General features: G+C 41.3%; 8 protein-coding genes. All 8 read left to right on the forward strand.

What is annotated here, in order from left to right; translation table 11 throughout:
• Nucleotides 1-97 precede the first annotated feature (97 nt).
• The 8 genes from K429_RS0115620 to K429_RS0115655 all read left to right on the forward strand — a co-directional run bounded on the left by K429_RS0115620 (nt 98) and on the right by K429_RS0115655 (nt 17600).
• Nucleotides 98-3787, forward strand: a complete 3690-nt coding sequence (locus K429_RS0115620; RefSeq protein WP_026367528.1) for a glycoside hydrolase family 2 protein — start codon at nt 98-100, stop codon at nt 3785-3787.
• A 236-nt stretch (nt 3788-4023) separates the two neighbouring features.
• Nucleotides 4024-5400, forward strand: a complete 1377-nt coding sequence (locus tag K429_RS0115625; RefSeq protein ID WP_007219696.1) for a hypothetical protein — start codon at nt 4024-4026, stop codon at nt 5398-5400.
• 3 nt (nt 5401-5403) lie between these two features.
• Entirely contained in the window at nt 5404-8427 is a 3024-nt protein-coding gene (locus K429_RS0115630) for a TonB-dependent receptor (protein ID WP_007219695.1), read from the forward strand.
• 13 nt (nt 8428-8440) lie between these two features.
• Nucleotides 8441-10207, forward strand: a complete 1767-nt coding sequence (locus K429_RS0115635) for a RagB/SusD family nutrient uptake outer membrane protein (protein ID WP_007219694.1) — start codon at nt 8441-8443, stop codon at nt 10205-10207.
• Between the two features lie 17 nt (nt 10208-10224).
• Entirely contained in the window at nt 10225-10581 is a 357-nt protein-coding gene (locus K429_RS0115640; RefSeq protein ID WP_129616371.1) for a hypothetical protein, read from the forward strand.
• A gap of 12 nt (nt 10582-10593) precedes the next feature.
• Nucleotides 10594-11451: a hypothetical protein gene (locus K429_RS0115645; RefSeq protein ID WP_022209339.1), complete on the forward strand. Its 858-nt coding sequence runs from the start codon at nt 10594-10596 to the stop codon at nt 11449-11451.
• A gap of 120 nt (nt 11452-11571) precedes the next feature.
• The gene (xyl3A, locus tag K429_RS0115650; protein ID WP_026367530.1) at nt 11572-14166 is read left to right on the forward strand and encodes a xylan 1,4-beta-xylosidase; all 2595 of its coding nucleotides are present in this window, start codon (nt 11572-11574) and stop codon (nt 14164-14166) included.
• Nucleotides 14167-14201: 35 nt separating this feature from the next.
• Nucleotides 14202-17600 carry a PA14 domain-containing protein gene (locus K429_RS0115655; protein WP_026367531.1) on the forward strand — a complete coding sequence of 1133 codons (3399 nt, stop codon included), beginning with the start codon at nt 14202-14204 and terminating at the stop codon, nt 17598-17600.
• Nucleotides 17601-17666 lie beyond the last annotated feature (66 nt).

Here is a 17666-nt window from a genome sequence, read left to right on the forward strand (position 1 = left end):
CTTTTTTAATGCCTAATTAAGTCTGTTTTTTATGCTTTATTAATCTGTTCAGTGTACTTTTGTGGCAAGAGTTATCTATCAAAAATTCTAGTAATTTATGAAAAAACTTTATGCTACATTCCTGATTATTGCATGCACATTGGTATCATTGCCTTGCAATGCACAGGCTGAATGGAAAAACGACTTTTCCAAGCAGGGAGAAACACTAAAAACGGTAGGAAGAGGAAACTGTGCTGTTACCGATGGGGTGTTCCGTTCGGTAGATGCTTACTCTTGTTTTGGAAACCCTGAGTGGAAAAACTATACGATGTCTTTTAAGGCTCGTGCACCTAAAGATGCCGAACAGGTACAAATATGGGCAGGTTTCCGCGCTTATAACCGCTTCGACCGATATGTACTGGGACTTAAAGGTGGATTGCAGGATGACATCTATCTGATGCGTCTGGGATATATGGGAACAGATGAGTTTCTGGGGGTACGTCCGCTTGGGTTTCATCCAGTACCGGGAGAATGGTATAATATAAAGGTGGAAGTATGTGGAAGCCGTATCCGTGTTTTCTTAAATAATGAGAAAGAACCTCGTATAGATGTGACGGATAAAAATGGTAATCTGGCTCCTTCAGGTCAGGTAACTTTAGGCGGCGGCTGGATAGAAACGGAATTTGATGATCTTGTTGTTACTCCTATGAAAGAGGATGCCTTGAAAGATGTAAAGGTGGTAGAGTATCGTAAAATAATAACTCCTCAGGAGAAAGAGAATAAGCGTCAACAGGAGCGTGCCAGTTATAGGACTGTTAAGGTAAATGAGCTAGTGGATAGCCGAACGGATATATCTTTGGATGGCACTTGGCTTTTTATGCCCGAATATCAATTGAATGATAAGGATAAAGCGATTTCTGTAGCTACGGATGATAAGAACTGGCATGTGATGTCTGTTCCAAATTTTTGGAATCCTATCCGTATCTGGTTACATGGAGAGACAATGCCTTCGCCCACAGGACCTCAACCCAAAGGTGTCTCGGATACTTATTATCAGCAGGAAACCGTGCGTTGTGAAGGATATACATTCGATTATAGAAAAACTAAAGCAGCTTGGTACAGACAATGGGTAGAATTGCCTGCAAATGTTGAGGGTAAAAATATGACGTTGACTTTTGATGCTGTTTCAAAGGTTGCGGAAATTTATATTAATGGAGAACTTGCCGGTTCACATATCGGTATGTTTGGTGAAATACAGGTTGATGGAAGTAAACTGTTGAAGTCCGGTAAAAATCTGGTTGTGGTGAAAGTGGTCAGTAAAACAGATGGCAGTGCTTCTGAATCTGGTAGTGCTGCAATTGATTTCTTCTATTCTTCTGTTCGTGAGAGTGAAAAGGAAGATGGGAAAGTATCAGCGAAGAGTAATCTTTTGAAAGATATAGCCCATGGTTTTTATGGTGACGAGCCTGCCGGTATTTGGCAACCGGTGAAACTGACGATTACCAGCCCGTTGAAAGTGGAAAATGTATTTATTAAACCGAGTTTGGACGGAGCTACGTTTGATTTGACAGTGAAAAATCATGGTACTAAAAAGAATCAATTTAATCTCTATACTGATATTGTAGATAAAGAAACTGGTTCGCTACTTTATAGTAAGCTTTCTCTGCAAAAACTGGTGTTGAATGCTGACGAAGAAAAGATGTTCACTTATAACATAAATGGGTTGAAACCCCGTCTTTGGACTCCTCAGCATCCTAATTTGTATGATTTTCGTTTCCGTTTGGTTGCTGCAAAAGGTCACGAATTGGATTGCCTGACGGAGACTTCCGGTTTCCGCACTTTTGAAGTGAAAGAAGGTTTGTTTTTTCTGAACGGAAATCGTTATTGGTTGCGTGGTGGTAATCATATTCCGTTTGCTCTTGCCCCGAATGACTTGAACCTGGCTAATACTTTCATGCAATTGATGAAGGCTGGCAACATAGATGTCACTCGTACCCATACTACTCCGTGGAATAAACTCTGGATGGGAGCAGCTGATAAGAATGGTATCGGTGTTAGTTTTGAAGGCACCTGGCCTTGGTTGATGATACACTCTACTCCCTTGCCTGATGCAAAACTGATAGAGATGTGGAAAGAAGAATTTCTTAGTTTGCTGAAAAAATATCGTAATCATCCTTCACTACTCTTCTGGACTGTGAATAATGAGATGAAGTTCTACGACAATGACAATGATTTGGAACGTGCCAAAGAAAAGTACCGTGTGATTTCGGATGTAGTGAAAGAAATGCGTCGCATTGATCCTACACGTCCTATTTGTTTTGATTCTAACTATCAGGCAAAAGGTAAGAAAGAAAAGTATGGTGCGGACTTTATGAATACTATAGATGATGGTGACATTGATGATATGCACGCTTACTATAACTGGTATGATTATTCACTTTTCCGTTTTTTCAACGGAGAATTTCAGAAAAGGTTTAAGATGGTTGATCGTCCGCTTATCAGTCAGGAAATGTCAACCGGATATCCGAATAATGAAACCGGACATCCTACGCGTTCTTATCAATTGATTCATCAGAATCCACAATCACTGATTGGATATGAATGTTATGATTTCTCTAATCCACAATCATTCCTTAATGTACAGGCATTTATTACCGGGGAATTAGCTGAGGCGCTTCGCCGTTCCAATGACCAGGCCTCAGGTATCATGCATTTTGCATTGTTGACATGGTTCCGGCAAGTATACGATTATCAAAAGATAGAGCCGTATCCTACATATTATGCATTGAAACGTGCTTTGCAATCAATATTGGTCAGTGCAGAATTGTGGGGACGCAATCTTTATGGTGGTGAGAAATTGCCGACACGTATTTATGTCGTAAACGATCGTGAGGATGGTACAGATCTGAAATCCACTTTATTGAGATGGGAGATACAGGATGAAACAGGAAAGAAATTAGTTTGGGGGGATGAAGAGCTTCCGGCTGTGAAGCATTATGGGCGATGCTATATTGAACCTAATATTCAGTTACCCGCTAAGTTGCCTTCAAATAAGGTAAATGCAAAGCTGGTTTTGAAGTTGACAGAAAATGGCCTGCCGGTTTCTGAAAATGAATATAATCTGTTATTAGCTGACAAAAAATGGAATATCGGTCAGGTAGCGGGAAACAAGAAGATTGTATTATTGGATAACGATGGTACAAAAGCAGTTTTTGATTTCTTGAGGATTAATTACCAGACTGTATCATCTGTAAGAGAAGCTGTTAATTCTAAACAAAAGGCTGATCTTTGTGTCATTTCCGGTTTGACGAACTGTACGAATGAAGAAAAAGAACTTCTTCGTGGCTATCAGGCAAAAGGCGGTAAGCTTCTTTTGTTGAATAGTAAAGAAGCTGCCAAGATCATTTATCCCGAACATATTACCGGCTGGACAATGCCGACGGAAGGCGATATAGTTAATATGGAGCGCAATGATGCCCCCGTATTTGATGGCATTGGTGTGTTAGAGTTACGCTATTTTAATAATAACAAACGTGAGATTCCTACCGCTTGTAATGCTACTCTTCATGTGAATCGTAATGAAAATCTGACTGAGTTGGCTGGTCAGATGAAAATCCATGCTTACATTGATGGTGGTACTCCGGAAGATCGGATAAATCGGATTAATTCAATGAGAGGTTTTACACTGATTCAGATTAAAGATGGAAGAGGAATTGCTACTGTTTCAACCATGTGTACCGAAAAAGCAGAGACGGATCCGATTGCTGGGAAACTGCTTGTTAATATGATTAATGATCTTATGAGATAATTAATAGGAAAAAACGGTTAATATGGAAATTAACTGTTTTTTAATACTCAATTAAGAGTGATTTCCGCTTTTAATTAATCTTGTGGAAATACTTTTGCTTTTAACATTTTTGCGCAACATATGTATAATAAATAATAACCTTTTAATACCAATACTTATGAGCCCATAAAGAGATACGTTTGATACAGATATGAGAGAATAGAGTTTTTTATAGCCTTTATTTAATACATTATATCATGAATATTTTATTAGAAGAACAAGCAAAAATTGGCAGAATTATAAAGAAAACTATTTGGGGAATTCTGCCTCTGGTATCTCTTAGTTTTGTCATGCAGTCATGTGACGAAAATAAGTTTCCAGTAACTCCGGTTCCGGATCAATTTGAATTTATTCCACCCAATGATGTTAACATGTTATCTGCTAAAGGTGGTGATGGACAAATTTCGTTGACGTGGGATGCAGCAGTAGAAAATACCTTGAAAGCTGTTCATGTAACGAATCAGAACACCGGTGAAGAAAAAGTATTACCAGGTACAGCTAATGAAGTTACTTTCACGGGGCTGACTAATTATGAAAAGTATACTTTTTTAGTGAAAACAGAAAGTTTGCAGGAACAACTTTCTTATGGAGCCACTATCAGTGCTAAACCTTTTGTGGCAGATAATATAAAACCAGGTGTAGTGGTTAATCTGGTTGGGTATAAACTTGGAGATAATACGGCTTTTGTGGTGTGGGAAAGTCCTGAAGACAATGACATTGAAAAGTTTATTATTGCATTGGGTACTGAAACGATTACAGTGGATGCCGAGACTACTTATGGTACTATATATGGTAATTTAAGTCAGCCTTTAAAAGTTTATGCGGTAGACTACTCTGGAAACACTTCTGATGCGGCGGAGACTATGGCTAATGCGGCGGTAGTGACTATTGACGGATTTGATGATGGTGACACGGAAACTGTTCAGATTCATAAAGATCCTATAATCTCGGCTGTTGATGGATATGTCATTACATATTTCGGTCAAGAATACAGGAGCGAAGTATCGCCACTTCCCGAGGTTTACTCACAAACTATGCCGGTAGATAATGACCAACCGCTGTGGTTGGATGGTGACAAAACACAGGGATCATGGCTTGAGCCCGTAAAAGTGACACTTCTGTCTGGTGGTAAAGAGATTTCTACTTATGAATATCTCACTTATAATAATATTCCTGGAACAGTGATGTTGACTCATGCTACGGAGCTTTATGATGAAGGAGTCACAGTGAAGCGTAATAATGATGGGAAGAGTTTCAATAGTAACCTTGGAAATTTTGAGAATAAAGGTACACCTATTTATGGAGTATACGATATTAATGTACTTGAGGATGGTGAGTATGAGGCGTATATTTACTTTGCCAATGAGAAAGGTAAGACTTTCACTATTACTATTGATGATGAAACTTCTGTGGAAGGTCAGACCGGACCAGAAAATTCTGCTAATTGGGATACTTATATTCCGGCACCCGCTGTCATTGTTGCCCTTACGCAAGGAACACATAAGTTGAGAGTAGACTTTCCGGCAGGTGGTTGTAATTTTAAGAAGATTGTTTTTAAGAAAATAGATAAATAAACTATGAAAACACTATCGCATACTACAGGAAAATTAATGCGGCTTACGTGGATAGGCATGTTGCTGCTTATTACTGGTATTGCCCAAGCACAGGTGAAGACTATCCAGGGTTTGGTGTTAGATGAGACCGATCAGCCTTTGACAGGTGCAACTGTATATACTTCGGATAAGAAATCTTCTGCCATAACAGATCTTGATGGCTTATTCAAGTTGACTAATGTGAATGTGGGGGATACCTTGGTTGTCTCTTACGTAAGTTACCAAACTTTCAAACAGGTAATAAAGAGTAGTGATAATTTCTTTAGAGTTGCTCTTGCACCGGATGAAAGAATGTTGGATGAAGTTGTAATTGTTGGATACGGACAACAGAAAAAAGCATCAGTTGTAGGTGCTATTGCACAAGTTTCCACAAAGGAACTTACGCAAAGTCCGGTATCAAATGTTTCGAATGCACTTGCGGGAAGACTGCCAGGCATGATTACAGTACAGCGCTCCGGTGAGCCGGGTAGTGATATGGCTAATATGTATATCCGTGGTATCAGTACTTTTGGTTCTAACCAAAGTCCACTGATTTTGGTGGATGGTGTGGATCGTGATATTCGTATGATGGATGTTTCAGAGATTGAATCAATCAGTATTTTGAAAGATGCTTCAGCTACAGCTGTGTATGGTGTACGTGGTGCTAATGGTGTGGTACTTGTAACTACCAAACGTGGTAAAGTGGGTAAAGCTACTGTTACATTCTCAGCCGATGCAGGTATACAGTCTCCGACTTCTATGCCGGAAATGGTAGATTCCTATAACATGGCAGTATTGGTCAACGAAGCTTTAGTCAATGATGGTATGTCTCCTAAATATACACAGGAACAAATTAATGCTTTTAGGTACGGTACCAATGAATTTTTGTATCCGAATGTGGATTGGGCAGAAGAGTGTCTGAAAAAATCGGCTTTAATGCAACAATATAATGTGAATATTACGGGCGGTTCGGAGAAAGTGAAATATTTCGTTGGTGCTAATATCCTGATGCAGGGTGGTTTATTTAAACATGGCAATTATAATGAAAATTATAGTACAAATGTGAAATATACCAAATATAATTTCAGAAGTAACCTCGATTTCCAGTTGAGCAGTATTTTTTCTGCAAAGCTGAACTTGGCTGGTGTGATAGGTGACAAACACCGTCCATCTCCCGGTGGTGATGTGAATACTATTTTTGACCGTATCAAGATTGCCAATCCTGACATTTCTCCTATTCGTAATCCAGATGGTTCGTGGGGAGTTTTTGAGACGACAAGTCTTAATGCGCTGGCTTATCTGACAGACACCGGATATGCTGATGAAAAGGAAACGGCGGTTCAGGCTACAGTAGGTATGAAAGCTGACCTATCTAAGTTGGTGAAGGGACTTTCTGTCAATGTTGATTTCTCATTCGATTTTAACAATGTATATGTCAAGAAGTATGGAAAAACAAGTGATATGTTCCTGTTTAATTCGGATGGTTCCTATACGCATAAGGCCTTTGCTAGTGCATTAGGCTTTGGAGATGAATTAAGTGTGTATAATAGTCAATATGTATTTGAGCCTTCTATCAATTATAATAATACGTTTGGTGATCATGAAGTTAGTGGTCTTGTATTGTTTAATGCTCAGGAATATGTGAAAAAAGGTGATGCATTGACACGTTTACCTTATCGTCGTTTAGGGCTTGTGGGACGTGCCACCTATAGCTATAAGAATAAATATTTGGGTGAAGTAAATATCGGATATAATGGTTCTGAGAACTTTGCTCCTGGACATCGTTTTGGCTTCTTCCCTGCTTTCTCTTTGGGTTGGGTAGTGTCTGAAGAGAGTTTCTTCAACACTAGTGTAGTGGATTATCTGAAGTTGAGAGCTTCTTACGGTCTTGTTGGTAACGACCAGATTGGTGGAGACCGTTTTCTTTATTTGAGTCTTTGGCAGAGTGCTGATGATGGTCAGTTTGGTTATCCTAATCCGACAGGCGGAGGCGGTGGTGTTAATGAAAAACGTACCGGTAACGAAAGTTTGACATGGGAAAAAGCTAAGAAGTTTAATTTTGGTGTTGATACTCGTTTGTTCCGAAGCCAGTTAGAGTTGACTGCTGATGTATTTTATGAAAGAAGATCAAACATCCTCACTAATGTAGATATCGTTCCGGGTACTTATGGTGGCCCAGCTATTCAGGCTAATGCCGGAATTGTAGAAAACAAAGGTCTTGAGTTTGATGCAACATGGCGTGGTAGAATTGGAAAGGATATAGAGTATTTTGTTGGAGGTAACTATTCTTTTGCCCGTAACAAGATTATTGAGAAACCTGAATCTCCACAGGCATATGACTATTTGTATGCTACCGGACGTCGTGTAGGACAACCTTTCGGATATGTAGCTTTAGGATTGTTCCAGTCCGAAGAAGAAATATTGGAGAGTCCGTCACAATTTGGAGTTCCCCTTTATCCTGGTGATATCAAATATATGGATGTTAACGGTGATGGAGTTATTGATACTAATGACCGCTATCCGATTGGTTTTACGGATGTTCCAGAAATGTTCTACAGTTTCAAGTTTGGCTTTAATTATAAACGTTTTGATTTCAGCTGTCTGTTCCAGGGCGCTGCCAATGTAACTTATAATTTCCAGACTTCGACAAATATTCCGTTTAACAACGAAAGAAGTACGCCTATTGTTCAATGGCTAGACCGCTGGACACCGGAGAATCGTGATGCAAGTTTGCCGAGAATCTCTTATTCCAGACCGGGTAACAATAACTATCAGACTAATACTTTTTGGCAAAATAACGGTAATTACTTGCGTCTGAAAAATCTAGAGGTCGGTTATCGTCTTCCTGAAAATTGGGTGAGTGTCATAGGAGCAGAAAATGCTCGTTTCTATGTCAACGGAACTAACCTGCTTACTTGGGATCATGTTCCGGTGTATGACCCTGAAAATACGAATGCCAGATATCCTCTGATGCGAGTTATTAATTTTGGAGTTAAAGTAACATTTTAAAAATGGAATCGAAATGAAAAAGATAAATTATCTACTGTTAATCCTTATATCGCCACTTTTGTGGGCGTGCGAAGGATATCTGGATAAGCCGGATAGCGATGATATCACCGTAGAGAAGGCTTTTGAAAGTGTGCGGTCGGCACGAAAGGTTCTGAATAACCTCTATTCTGAGGTACGAGGAGCTGCTTATAATATCAGTACGCGCAATATACCTTATGCTATGGCATGTGATGACGGTATTGCTGGTTATAACTTGTGGACCCAGAAATTCCAAAGTGGTTCTTGGACAGCGGATGATAACAGAGGTGCAGGAGATGATGCAGAGACAGATCCTCCTACTGTAAGCTTTTGGAATAACACTTACAAGAGAATCAGAAAAGCAAACTTGTTTATGGAAAACTTGTATCGCGCTACAGGTGACGAAGCTGACAAAGCTCGAATGATGGCAGAAGCCAAGTTCTTACGTGCTTTTTTCTATTCAGAACTTATCAGACGTTTTGGAGGTGTTATTATATTAGATCATTCTGTTGATCCCAATGATTACTCTTCATTGACGAATCAACCTCGGGAAACATTTGAGAATTCTGTAGAATGGGTTTGTAATGAATTGGCTGAGGCTGCAAAAGGCCTTCCGGCTGTTTGTTCGTCGGCTGATGTAGGTCGTGCTACCGATGCGGCTTGTTATGCGGCAATCGCAAGATTGAGATTGACTGCGGCTAGTCCTCTATTTAACACAGACAGTCCTGTGTTACCGAGTTATACGACTACCCAGTATTATGGAAACTATGATAAGAACAGATGGAAACTGGCTGCTGATGCCTGTCGTTTCGTCATGGAACAGAGAAGTCAATATTATGGGTTGGATTTGAGTAATGTGGATACTGCGGAACCGGATAGTTGGGAAAACTACTATCGCCGTTTCATAAACAGATACTTCATCGTGGGGAAGGAGTCTGTTTGGATCGCTTATGAGAAAGAAAACTGGGGCGGAGTCAAGATTCCTTGGAACAATCGTCAGTCTGGCGGTTGGAACTGGGTAAATCCTAGCTACCAGCTTGCTTTAGAATTCGAAATGTATCCCAGTGGTAAGATGCCGATGGATGAAGAGAGCGGTTATGACATGCAGAATAATGCTAATGGTAAAGATAGAGATCCACGTTTTAAGGCAACTATTCAGGCTCCTAATGCCACGTATGATGCTTATGGATTTGAACCATGGGCAGGTGGAAAAGCCTCTGAATTGCAGAGTCAGCGAACAGGTATGTGTTTGCAAAAATACATAGACCCCTTGTATAATGATGTGACAGCAGAGACACGTAACGTGCGTAAGAATATCATACATATTTTCCGCTATAATGAAATTCTTCTCAACTATGCTGAAGCAATGAATGAATATACTGGACCTACATCGGATGTTTATAGTGCAATTAATGCCATACGATCCCGTGTTGGTATGCCCGATTTACCTTCTAATCTTACTCAAGACCAGATGCGTGAGAAAATTCGTCATGAACGCCGTGTTGAACTGGCATACGAGGATTTCCGTTTCTTTGATATTCGTCGTTGGAGAATAGCCGAAGATGTCTGCAATGAATATATCCAGGGGTATGATGTGACCAAAGGTAAAGATGGTGGTTTTTATACCATTGTTAATGTGGGCGACCGTATGGTATTTGAGAAAAAACACTACCTGTTTCCGCTCGCTACGGCAGAGATTCTGATGAATCCGGCACTTGAGCAGAATCCGGGATGGCCTAAATTATCAACAGCAACGAATTAATAAATTGAATGGGAATTATGAAAAAATATATCTATTTATTTTTTATGCTAATGTGCATAGTAAGTTGCGAAAAGCCTGAAGAGGGCCTGGTAGCTGAGAAAAGCGTGAATGCTGATATTGTCCGTTTCCGGATTTACCAGAATCAGAATGTCTTTTTTGATGGCACAATTGACCAGGAAGGAAATACCGTACAGGTTACTATACCGGAAGGTATAGACAAGTCTGCCATCAGACCGCAAGTTTTGGTTTCAGCAGGAGCCGTGGTGACTCCTAAATCGGGGGAACTGCAAGATTTCACTAACCCTGTGGAATATAAAGTGGTCTCTGAGAATGGAGAGAATACAAAAACGTATATGATTACAGTTAATTATTAAAGAGCAAGCGATATGAAACGATATTTTATAGCACTGTTCATTTTGCCATTGTTACTGGTTGCATGTGACGATGATAAGCTTGAAATGATGCCACCATACATTTTCTTCAATTATGATGTAGATACGTATGTGATGGATATTGATAATCCCAATTTGGCAGATTTCACCGTTAAAGGAAGTATTTCCGCTCAAGGCTCTTTCGGCTCATTCGTTATGGGAGATCAAGAGTTGGGAAAAGAAGAGTTGGGAGATAGCCTTAACAGGCCGTTTGAGTATATTGTTCCGCTTAAAGGTAAGACAGCGGATTTTGATGTACCTTTTGTGCTGACTGATAGGATGGGAAATACAGTAACTAAACCATTTCATTTCCTGGCTTCTAGACCTATTGAGTCTTATCAGGTTAGCATGGGAGCTCAGTATAATCCTTATTTAGGATTCTTCTTTTCCTTTGAAGATCAGAAAGTTTATTCTGTATCTGAAATGATGAAAATGCCTAATCCTGACGGATTCTGTTTTGGCTACAATATCAATAAGAAGCAACCCATGTTTGTTTCTCCGACAGAACTCATTAATCAGACTGTCCTATCTGATTATAAAGGAAATCGTATTGCTAGCTTTGTTGGGGTTGTTGCTGTTGATGGGGTGAATTTTACTAAAGAAGTTTTTGATAATATGAAGAACGATGCTTTGATGTGTAATCTGAACCCTATTGAATATGGTACATTTACTAATGTTGTTATAAGTGAGGGGAAAGCTTACTTATTTAAGAATGAAGATGATTCTCTTAGAGGTATTATATTTGTTCAATCTCTGGAATCAGGGGTAAGCGGACAAGTACAGTTAGCAATAAAGATGCAGAAAGTTAATTGATAGAGGTAACAGATTAGCAATTTATTGATTAAATGGTAGTGAGAGTCATTTTCGGCTTATAAATTAAGTTGAAAATGACTCTCTTTTGCTATTTCTTTGGTTATATAATCGAATGAATGTATGAAGAAAAGATGGATAATATTGTGGCTGAGTGCGATGACTTTAAATGTTACCGCTCAGAATGAATCTTATAAGAATCCTGAATTATCGCCTTCTGAGCGTGCATGGGATCTACTGAAACGTATGACCCTGGAAGAAAAAGTAAGCCAGATGAAAAACGGTTCTCCGGCTATTGAACGCCTCGGAATACCTGCATACGACTGGTGGAATGAAGCGTTGCATGGAGTGGCACGCGCCGGCAAGGCAACGGTTTTTCCACAAGCAATAGGGCTTGCCGCTACTTTCGATAATCAGGCTGTTTATGAAACTTTTGATATCGTCTCTGATGAAGCCCGTGCCAAGTATCACGACTTTCAGCGCAAAGGCGAGCGGGATGGTTACAAAGGGTTGACTTTTTGGACTCCGAATATCAACATTTATCGTGATCCGCGTTGGGGACGTGGTATGGAAACTTATGGAGAAGACCCTTATCTGACTTCGCTGATGGGGCTGGCAGTAGTAAAAGGTCTGCAAGGTGGTGGTACCGGGAAATATGATAAAGCACATGCCTGTGCAAAGCATTATGCCGTGCACAGTGGTCCGGAATGGAACAGACATAGTTTTGATGCCAAGAATATTTCCCAACGTGATTTATGGGAGACTTATCTACCCGCTTTCAAAACTTTGGTGAAGGAAGGAAAGGTGAAGGAGGTGATGTGTGCCTATAACCGTTTTGAAGGGGAACCCTGCTGTTCGAACAAACAATTACTGATTCGTATCCTGCGTGAAGACTGGGGATATGATAATATAGTCGTTTCGGACTGTGGAGCTATTGGTGACTTTTATTATCCCAATCATCATGAAACTCATCCGACAGCTGCCGCTGCTTCGGCCGATGCGGTTGTATCCGGTACGGATTTGGAGTGTGGCGGTAGTTATTCTTCTTTGAATGAGGCTGTACGGAAGGGATTGATTTCAGAAGAAAAAATAAATGAATCGGTCTTTCGCCTATTGCGTGCTCGTTTTCAGTTGGGTATGTTTGATGATGATGCACTTGTATCTTGGTCGGAGATACCTTACTCGGTTGTAGAGTCAAAAGAACATGTGGCCAAGGCTTTGGAAATGGCGCGTAAGAGTATGGTGTTACTGACTAACAAGAATCATACGCTGCCTTTAAGTAAATCTATCCGTAAGGTGGCAGTGCTGGGACCTAATGCTAACGATTCTGTGATGCTTTGGGCTAACTATAATGGTTTTCCGACAAAATCTGTCACCATTCTTGAAGGCATTAAAAGTAAACTCCCGGAAGGAACGGTGTACTATGAGAAGGGGTGTGATTATGTAAATACTCAAACTGTATTTAGCTATTTCGACTGCTGTTCCTATAATGGCAAGAAAGGCTTTAAGGCTACTTTTTGGAATAATAAAGAACTGAAAGGCGAAGCCGCAGCAACGGGGCATTTCAGCGAGCCGCTTAATTTTGGCAATGGAGGTAACACGGTGTTTATGCCAGGAGTAAAGTTGAACAACTTTTCAGCACGTTTTGAATCGGTATATACTCCGAAGGAATCAGGTGAAGTATCTTTTATTATCTCTGCTGATGACGGTTCCCGTTTGTTCATTGACGGAAAAGAAGTGTACTCAGACTGGCATGACGGACCTGCGAAAGAGCAAATGTATCGCTTGAATGCTGTGAAAGGGAAGAATTACAAAGTTGTATTGGAATATTTTCAAGCTGGTGGAGAAGCCTCATTGAAGTTTGATATAGGTATTAAGAAAGAAATTAATTATAAAGAGGTAGCGGATAAAGCAGCTGAAGCTGATGCTATCATTTTTGTAGGCGGACTTTCTCCCACATTGGAAGGTGAAGAAATGCCTGTGGATCTACCCGGTTTCAGAAAAGGTGACCGTACTAACATTGATTTACCGCATGTGCAAGCGGAAATGCTGAAAGCCTTGAAAAAGACAGGTAAACCGGTTATTTTCGTATTATGCTCCGGCAGTACACTGGCGTTACCTTGGGAAGCTGAGAATCTGGACGCAATCCTGGAAGCATGGTATCCCGGTCAGCAAGGGGGAACAGCTGTGGCCGATGTCCTGTTTGGCGACTATAATCCTGCCGGACGTTTACCGCTTACCTTCTATGCTTCGAGCGATGATCTCCCCGATTTTGAGGACTATGACATGAGTAATCGTACCTATCGTTATTTCAAAGGTAAAGCCCTGTTTCCTTTCGGACATGGTTTGAGCTATACTATTTTTGATTATGGTAAGGCCAAAGTGGACAAACAAAACGTTCGTGCAGGTGAAGGAATGACTTTGACAATACCTTTGAAGAATACCGGTAAGCTGGATGGCGATGAAGTGATACAAGTTTATTTACGCAATCCTGCTGATAAGGAAGGACCGATTAAGACTTTAAGAGCATTCCGTAGAGTTTCCCTTCCAGCCGGTCAGACGGAAAATATCCGGATCGAATTACCCGCTTCGACATTTGAGTGTTTTAATCCGTCTACCAACCGGATGGAAATTCTTCCCGGAAAGTATGAGTTGCTCTATGGTGGAACTTCAGATGAGAAAGCCTTGCAGAAACTTACGATTACAGTAAAGAAATAAAAATCAGAACCTACTAATATCTAACACGAATATTTATGAAAAAGTATTTTCCTTTATTTTGGGTTTTCTACCTGCTTTGCGCTTTTTCGGCTCATGCAGGAGAAGGAAGATATACTATTCCGTTGACGGGAGGTGGCTGGTCGCTGTGGCTCGATAAAGAAGCGAGCTGGCAGAATGACCGCCTTTACCTTCCTCATGAGATAACAGATTTGTCATTGTTGCCGGTAAATGTCCCCACAGGTGGTTGGCAAACCCTGAGTCATAATCCCGATGCAGTTCCTGTCGAGGTACCGGGTACGGTGGAAGAATATCTCACTGTTACTGATAATCCTCGTCCGGAGAACTTTCGGGGAGTGAGCTGGTGGTATCGTAAAATTACGATTCCGGCAGATCAGCAAAAGAAACGCTTTATAATTTACTTTGAATCTGTCCGGATGCGCGCAGAGGTTTATCTTGACGGTAAGCTTGTGGCCTATGACCTGATTGGTGAAACACCTTTCCATGTGGATATTACCGATGAAGCAAAACCCGGAAAAGAGCAGTTGTTGGCGATACGTGTCACCAATCCCGGAGGTAATTTCCACTGGCAGGATTTCGACATAATGAAATGGGGAGAATACAATATTCCTCCTTCGAGAAGCTTCACCGGAATTATCGGCAGAGTCAAGCTGGAGAGTGTGAATCCGGTTTTTATTTCTGATATCTATATGCAAAATACGCCTGAGCTGACTAAGGTGAATGCCATTCTGTCTTTCACTAATGAAACATCTTCCAGCGTGAAGCAGGATGTGGAGCTGATAGTGAATGAAAAAGGCAATCCTGATAAAGTCGTATTCCGGCAAACCTTGAAGGCTATTTCGTTCCCCGCGGGAAATCATGAAGTGACAATTCCTGTCAATGTTCCCGATGCCAAATTATGGGATCTCTCTACTCCGGAACTGTATACTTGCAATGTGTTGATAAAGAAGGGCAAGAAGACGCTCGACCAGGATAAGAAAGATTTCGGTTTCCGCTGGTTTACTGTAGAAGGTGTCGGTAAGGATGCTGTTTTGCGTCTGAATGGGCGGCGCATTATGCTGAGAAGTGCGATCAGTTGGGGTTACTTTCCGGTGACGGGATTGATAGCAACAACCGAAATGGCTGAGAAGCAAGTACGTACTGCTAAGAGTCTGGGCTTGAATATGCTGAATTTTCATCGTTGCATAGGCAGTCCGGTTGTTCTTGAAAAGGCGGACGAACTGGGATTGTTATATTATGAAGAGCCGGGGTCTTTCCACTCAGCCAATCATGATCCGTTTATTCGTACCATAGTGAATGAGAAACTGAAACGAATGGTATATCGGGACCGTAGTCATCCGAGTTTGGTTATCTTTAATCTGATCAATGAATTTGGCGGGCCGTTGTCGCAAGATAAAGCGCTTGTTGCCAAACGCATGAATGATATGCGTGAGGCACATGCCATTGATCCCAGTAGAATCATGTCATTCACATCCGGCTGGGCAGGTAGTGAAGATAAAGAAGAAGACTCCAAGGCGCACATGTTACCGTTTGATACTACTCTGTATCGGAAAGGATGGTATGATAATCACCGTGCCGGAGGTCCTGAAACCTGGGTTGAGAATTATTATAAAGGTCCTAAAGACAATATTATGTACACCAGCAACCGTACGGAAGTTTATCTGCGCGGTGAAGAGGGTGCCATATCTACTCCTCCTCGCATCCAGATGATATACGATCAAATAAAGAGTACGGGTAAAACAGGTTGGGACGGTCTGTTCTGGCAGAGCCAATATAAGGCTTTCGCTGATTATTTTCAAAAGAAAGGACTTGCTCCTCACTTTGGTAGCCTCGATGCTCTGACACGTGCAATGGGTAATGTCTCTTTTGAACATCAGGGAAGACGTATCGAAGGTATGCGAATGCAGAACCTGGGCGATGCCTATATGGTGAACGGTTGGGAAGCGATGCCCTATGACAATCATTCCGGTATTGTGGATATCTATCGTAATCCTAAGGGAGATGCTTCTGTTTTGGCGTACTATAACCAGTCGCTGTATGTAGCCGTTGCTTCACGCAATCAGGTTGTTAAGCTTCCAGGCATAGCGACGGTAGACTTTTACATAGTGAATGAGGAAAACTTGAAAGGCGCTCATACGCTTGACATCAAACTGATTGCTCCCGATGGAAAAGTGGTTTATACCAGAAATGAAGAAGTAAACATTAAGGGTGGCGAGAACTTTGGCCAGCTTTTACTGGAGAATGTAGAGATTCCTATCAATGGAATGGCAGGTACTTATCGCGTAGAAGCCGGCCTGAAAGCAGGCGGTCAGGAGATCTTTGCTTTGGGAAATGACGAGGTGGTTGCTGTAAGCTGGCAGGCAAGTGATTTGGCCGGAAAGGGTGCTTATTATGGAAGCAATAATGATAAAGTAGCCGCTTTTTACAAACAAGCCACCGGTAAGGAACTTCCGGCGTTTACTTCTGAAATGGGAAAGCTGGACTGGCTTGTTGTTAATCGTTCATCACTGGATGAACCGGTTGTGATCCCTTCGGCTTATTTCAAGGATAAAGATGGAAAGTCCAGTTTGAAGGCTACTTGGTATAGTGAGGCAGATATGAACATTGTAGCAGCTGTAAAGAGTGCTACAGAAATTAACCGGACTTTCGTAGACGGTGCGCAACCTGATGAGTCGGTTCCTGCCAATCAGCCTTTCTCTGTTGTATGGGAGGGAGAGATCTATCCGCCTGAGTCGGGGCAGTATCTGCTTGGTGTTGAAACGGATCGTGGAGTACGTATGTATGTGGACGGCCGGCAGTTGATTGATGAATATTATAATGAATCTCCCATGAAGCAGGATAGACCTGTGGTGATGGAAGCGGGTAAACCGGTGAAAGTTAGGCTGGTGTATCGACAAACCCGTCAGTCCGGTCAGATACAGTTGAAGTGGTCTCAACCCAGTGCTGCCACCATAGCTCCGCAGAAGTTGTTTGAGCGGGTAAAGAATGAGGGTACCACATTGATTCTGCTTGGCTCCACTGAAACCTGGATGAAGTCTGTTGCTGAATATACGAATACGGTATACAACGGTTATTATAATGTTGGGAAAGACTGGATTGGAGGAATTCATTTTGTGAAGAAGCATCCTTTATTTGAAGGCCTTCCGGTGGACGATGCTTTGAATTGGCCCTATCAGGTCGTAGTAAAGAATGGGGATCGTAGATTCGGCTTCCGTATGCAAGGAGAAGAGTTAGTGGTGGGCTCTTATCGGAGTACTCCGTTTGAGTTGGGTACAGCAGTGGGAGTTATTCCTTGCGGAAAAGGAAAGATTATTTTCTCTTCTCTGGATATTGCTGATAATTTGAGTGATCCGTCAGGTCCGGCAGAAGTGGCTCGAAAGATTTTGTGTAACTATATTAAATACTCTTTGCGTTAGGAATGTAAGTTCACTACAGATAATACAAATCACCACAGATTACACAGATTGACACAGATTCATGAA

It is taken from the genome of Bacteroides sp. 14(A), from assembly GCF_000526555.1.
Classification (GTDB): domain Bacteria; phylum Bacteroidota; class Bacteroidia; order Bacteroidales; family Bacteroidaceae; genus Bacteroides; species Bacteroides cellulosilyticus.

What these genes read in the sequence shown, in the direction of transcription:
- K429_RS0115620 (WP_026367528.1), top strand. Translation starts at nt 98, where the DNA reads ATGAAAAAACTTTATGCTACATTCCTGATTATTGCATGCACATTGGTA.
- K429_RS0115625 (WP_007219696.1), top strand. Translation starts at nt 4,024, where the DNA reads ATGAATATTTTATTAGAAGAACAAGCAAAAATTGGCAGAATTATAAAG.
- K429_RS0115630 (WP_007219695.1), top strand. Translation starts at nt 5,404, where the DNA reads ATGAAAACACTATCGCATACTACAGGAAAATTAATGCGGCTTACGTGG.
- K429_RS0115635 (WP_007219694.1), top strand. Translation starts at nt 8,441, where the DNA reads ATGAAAAAGATAAATTATCTACTGTTAATCCTTATATCGCCACTTTTG.
- K429_RS0115640 (WP_129616371.1), top strand. Translation starts at nt 10,225, where the DNA reads ATGAAAAAATATATCTATTTATTTTTTATGCTAATGTGCATAGTAAGT.
- K429_RS0115645 (WP_022209339.1), top strand. Translation starts at nt 10,594, where the DNA reads ATGAAACGATATTTTATAGCACTGTTCATTTTGCCATTGTTACTGGTT.
- xyl3A (WP_026367530.1), top strand. Translation starts at nt 11,572, where the DNA reads ATGAAGAAAAGATGGATAATATTGTGGCTGAGTGCGATGACTTTAAAT.
- K429_RS0115655 (WP_026367531.1), top strand. Translation starts at nt 14,202, where the DNA reads ATGAAAAAGTATTTTCCTTTATTTTGGGTTTTCTACCTGCTTTGCGCT.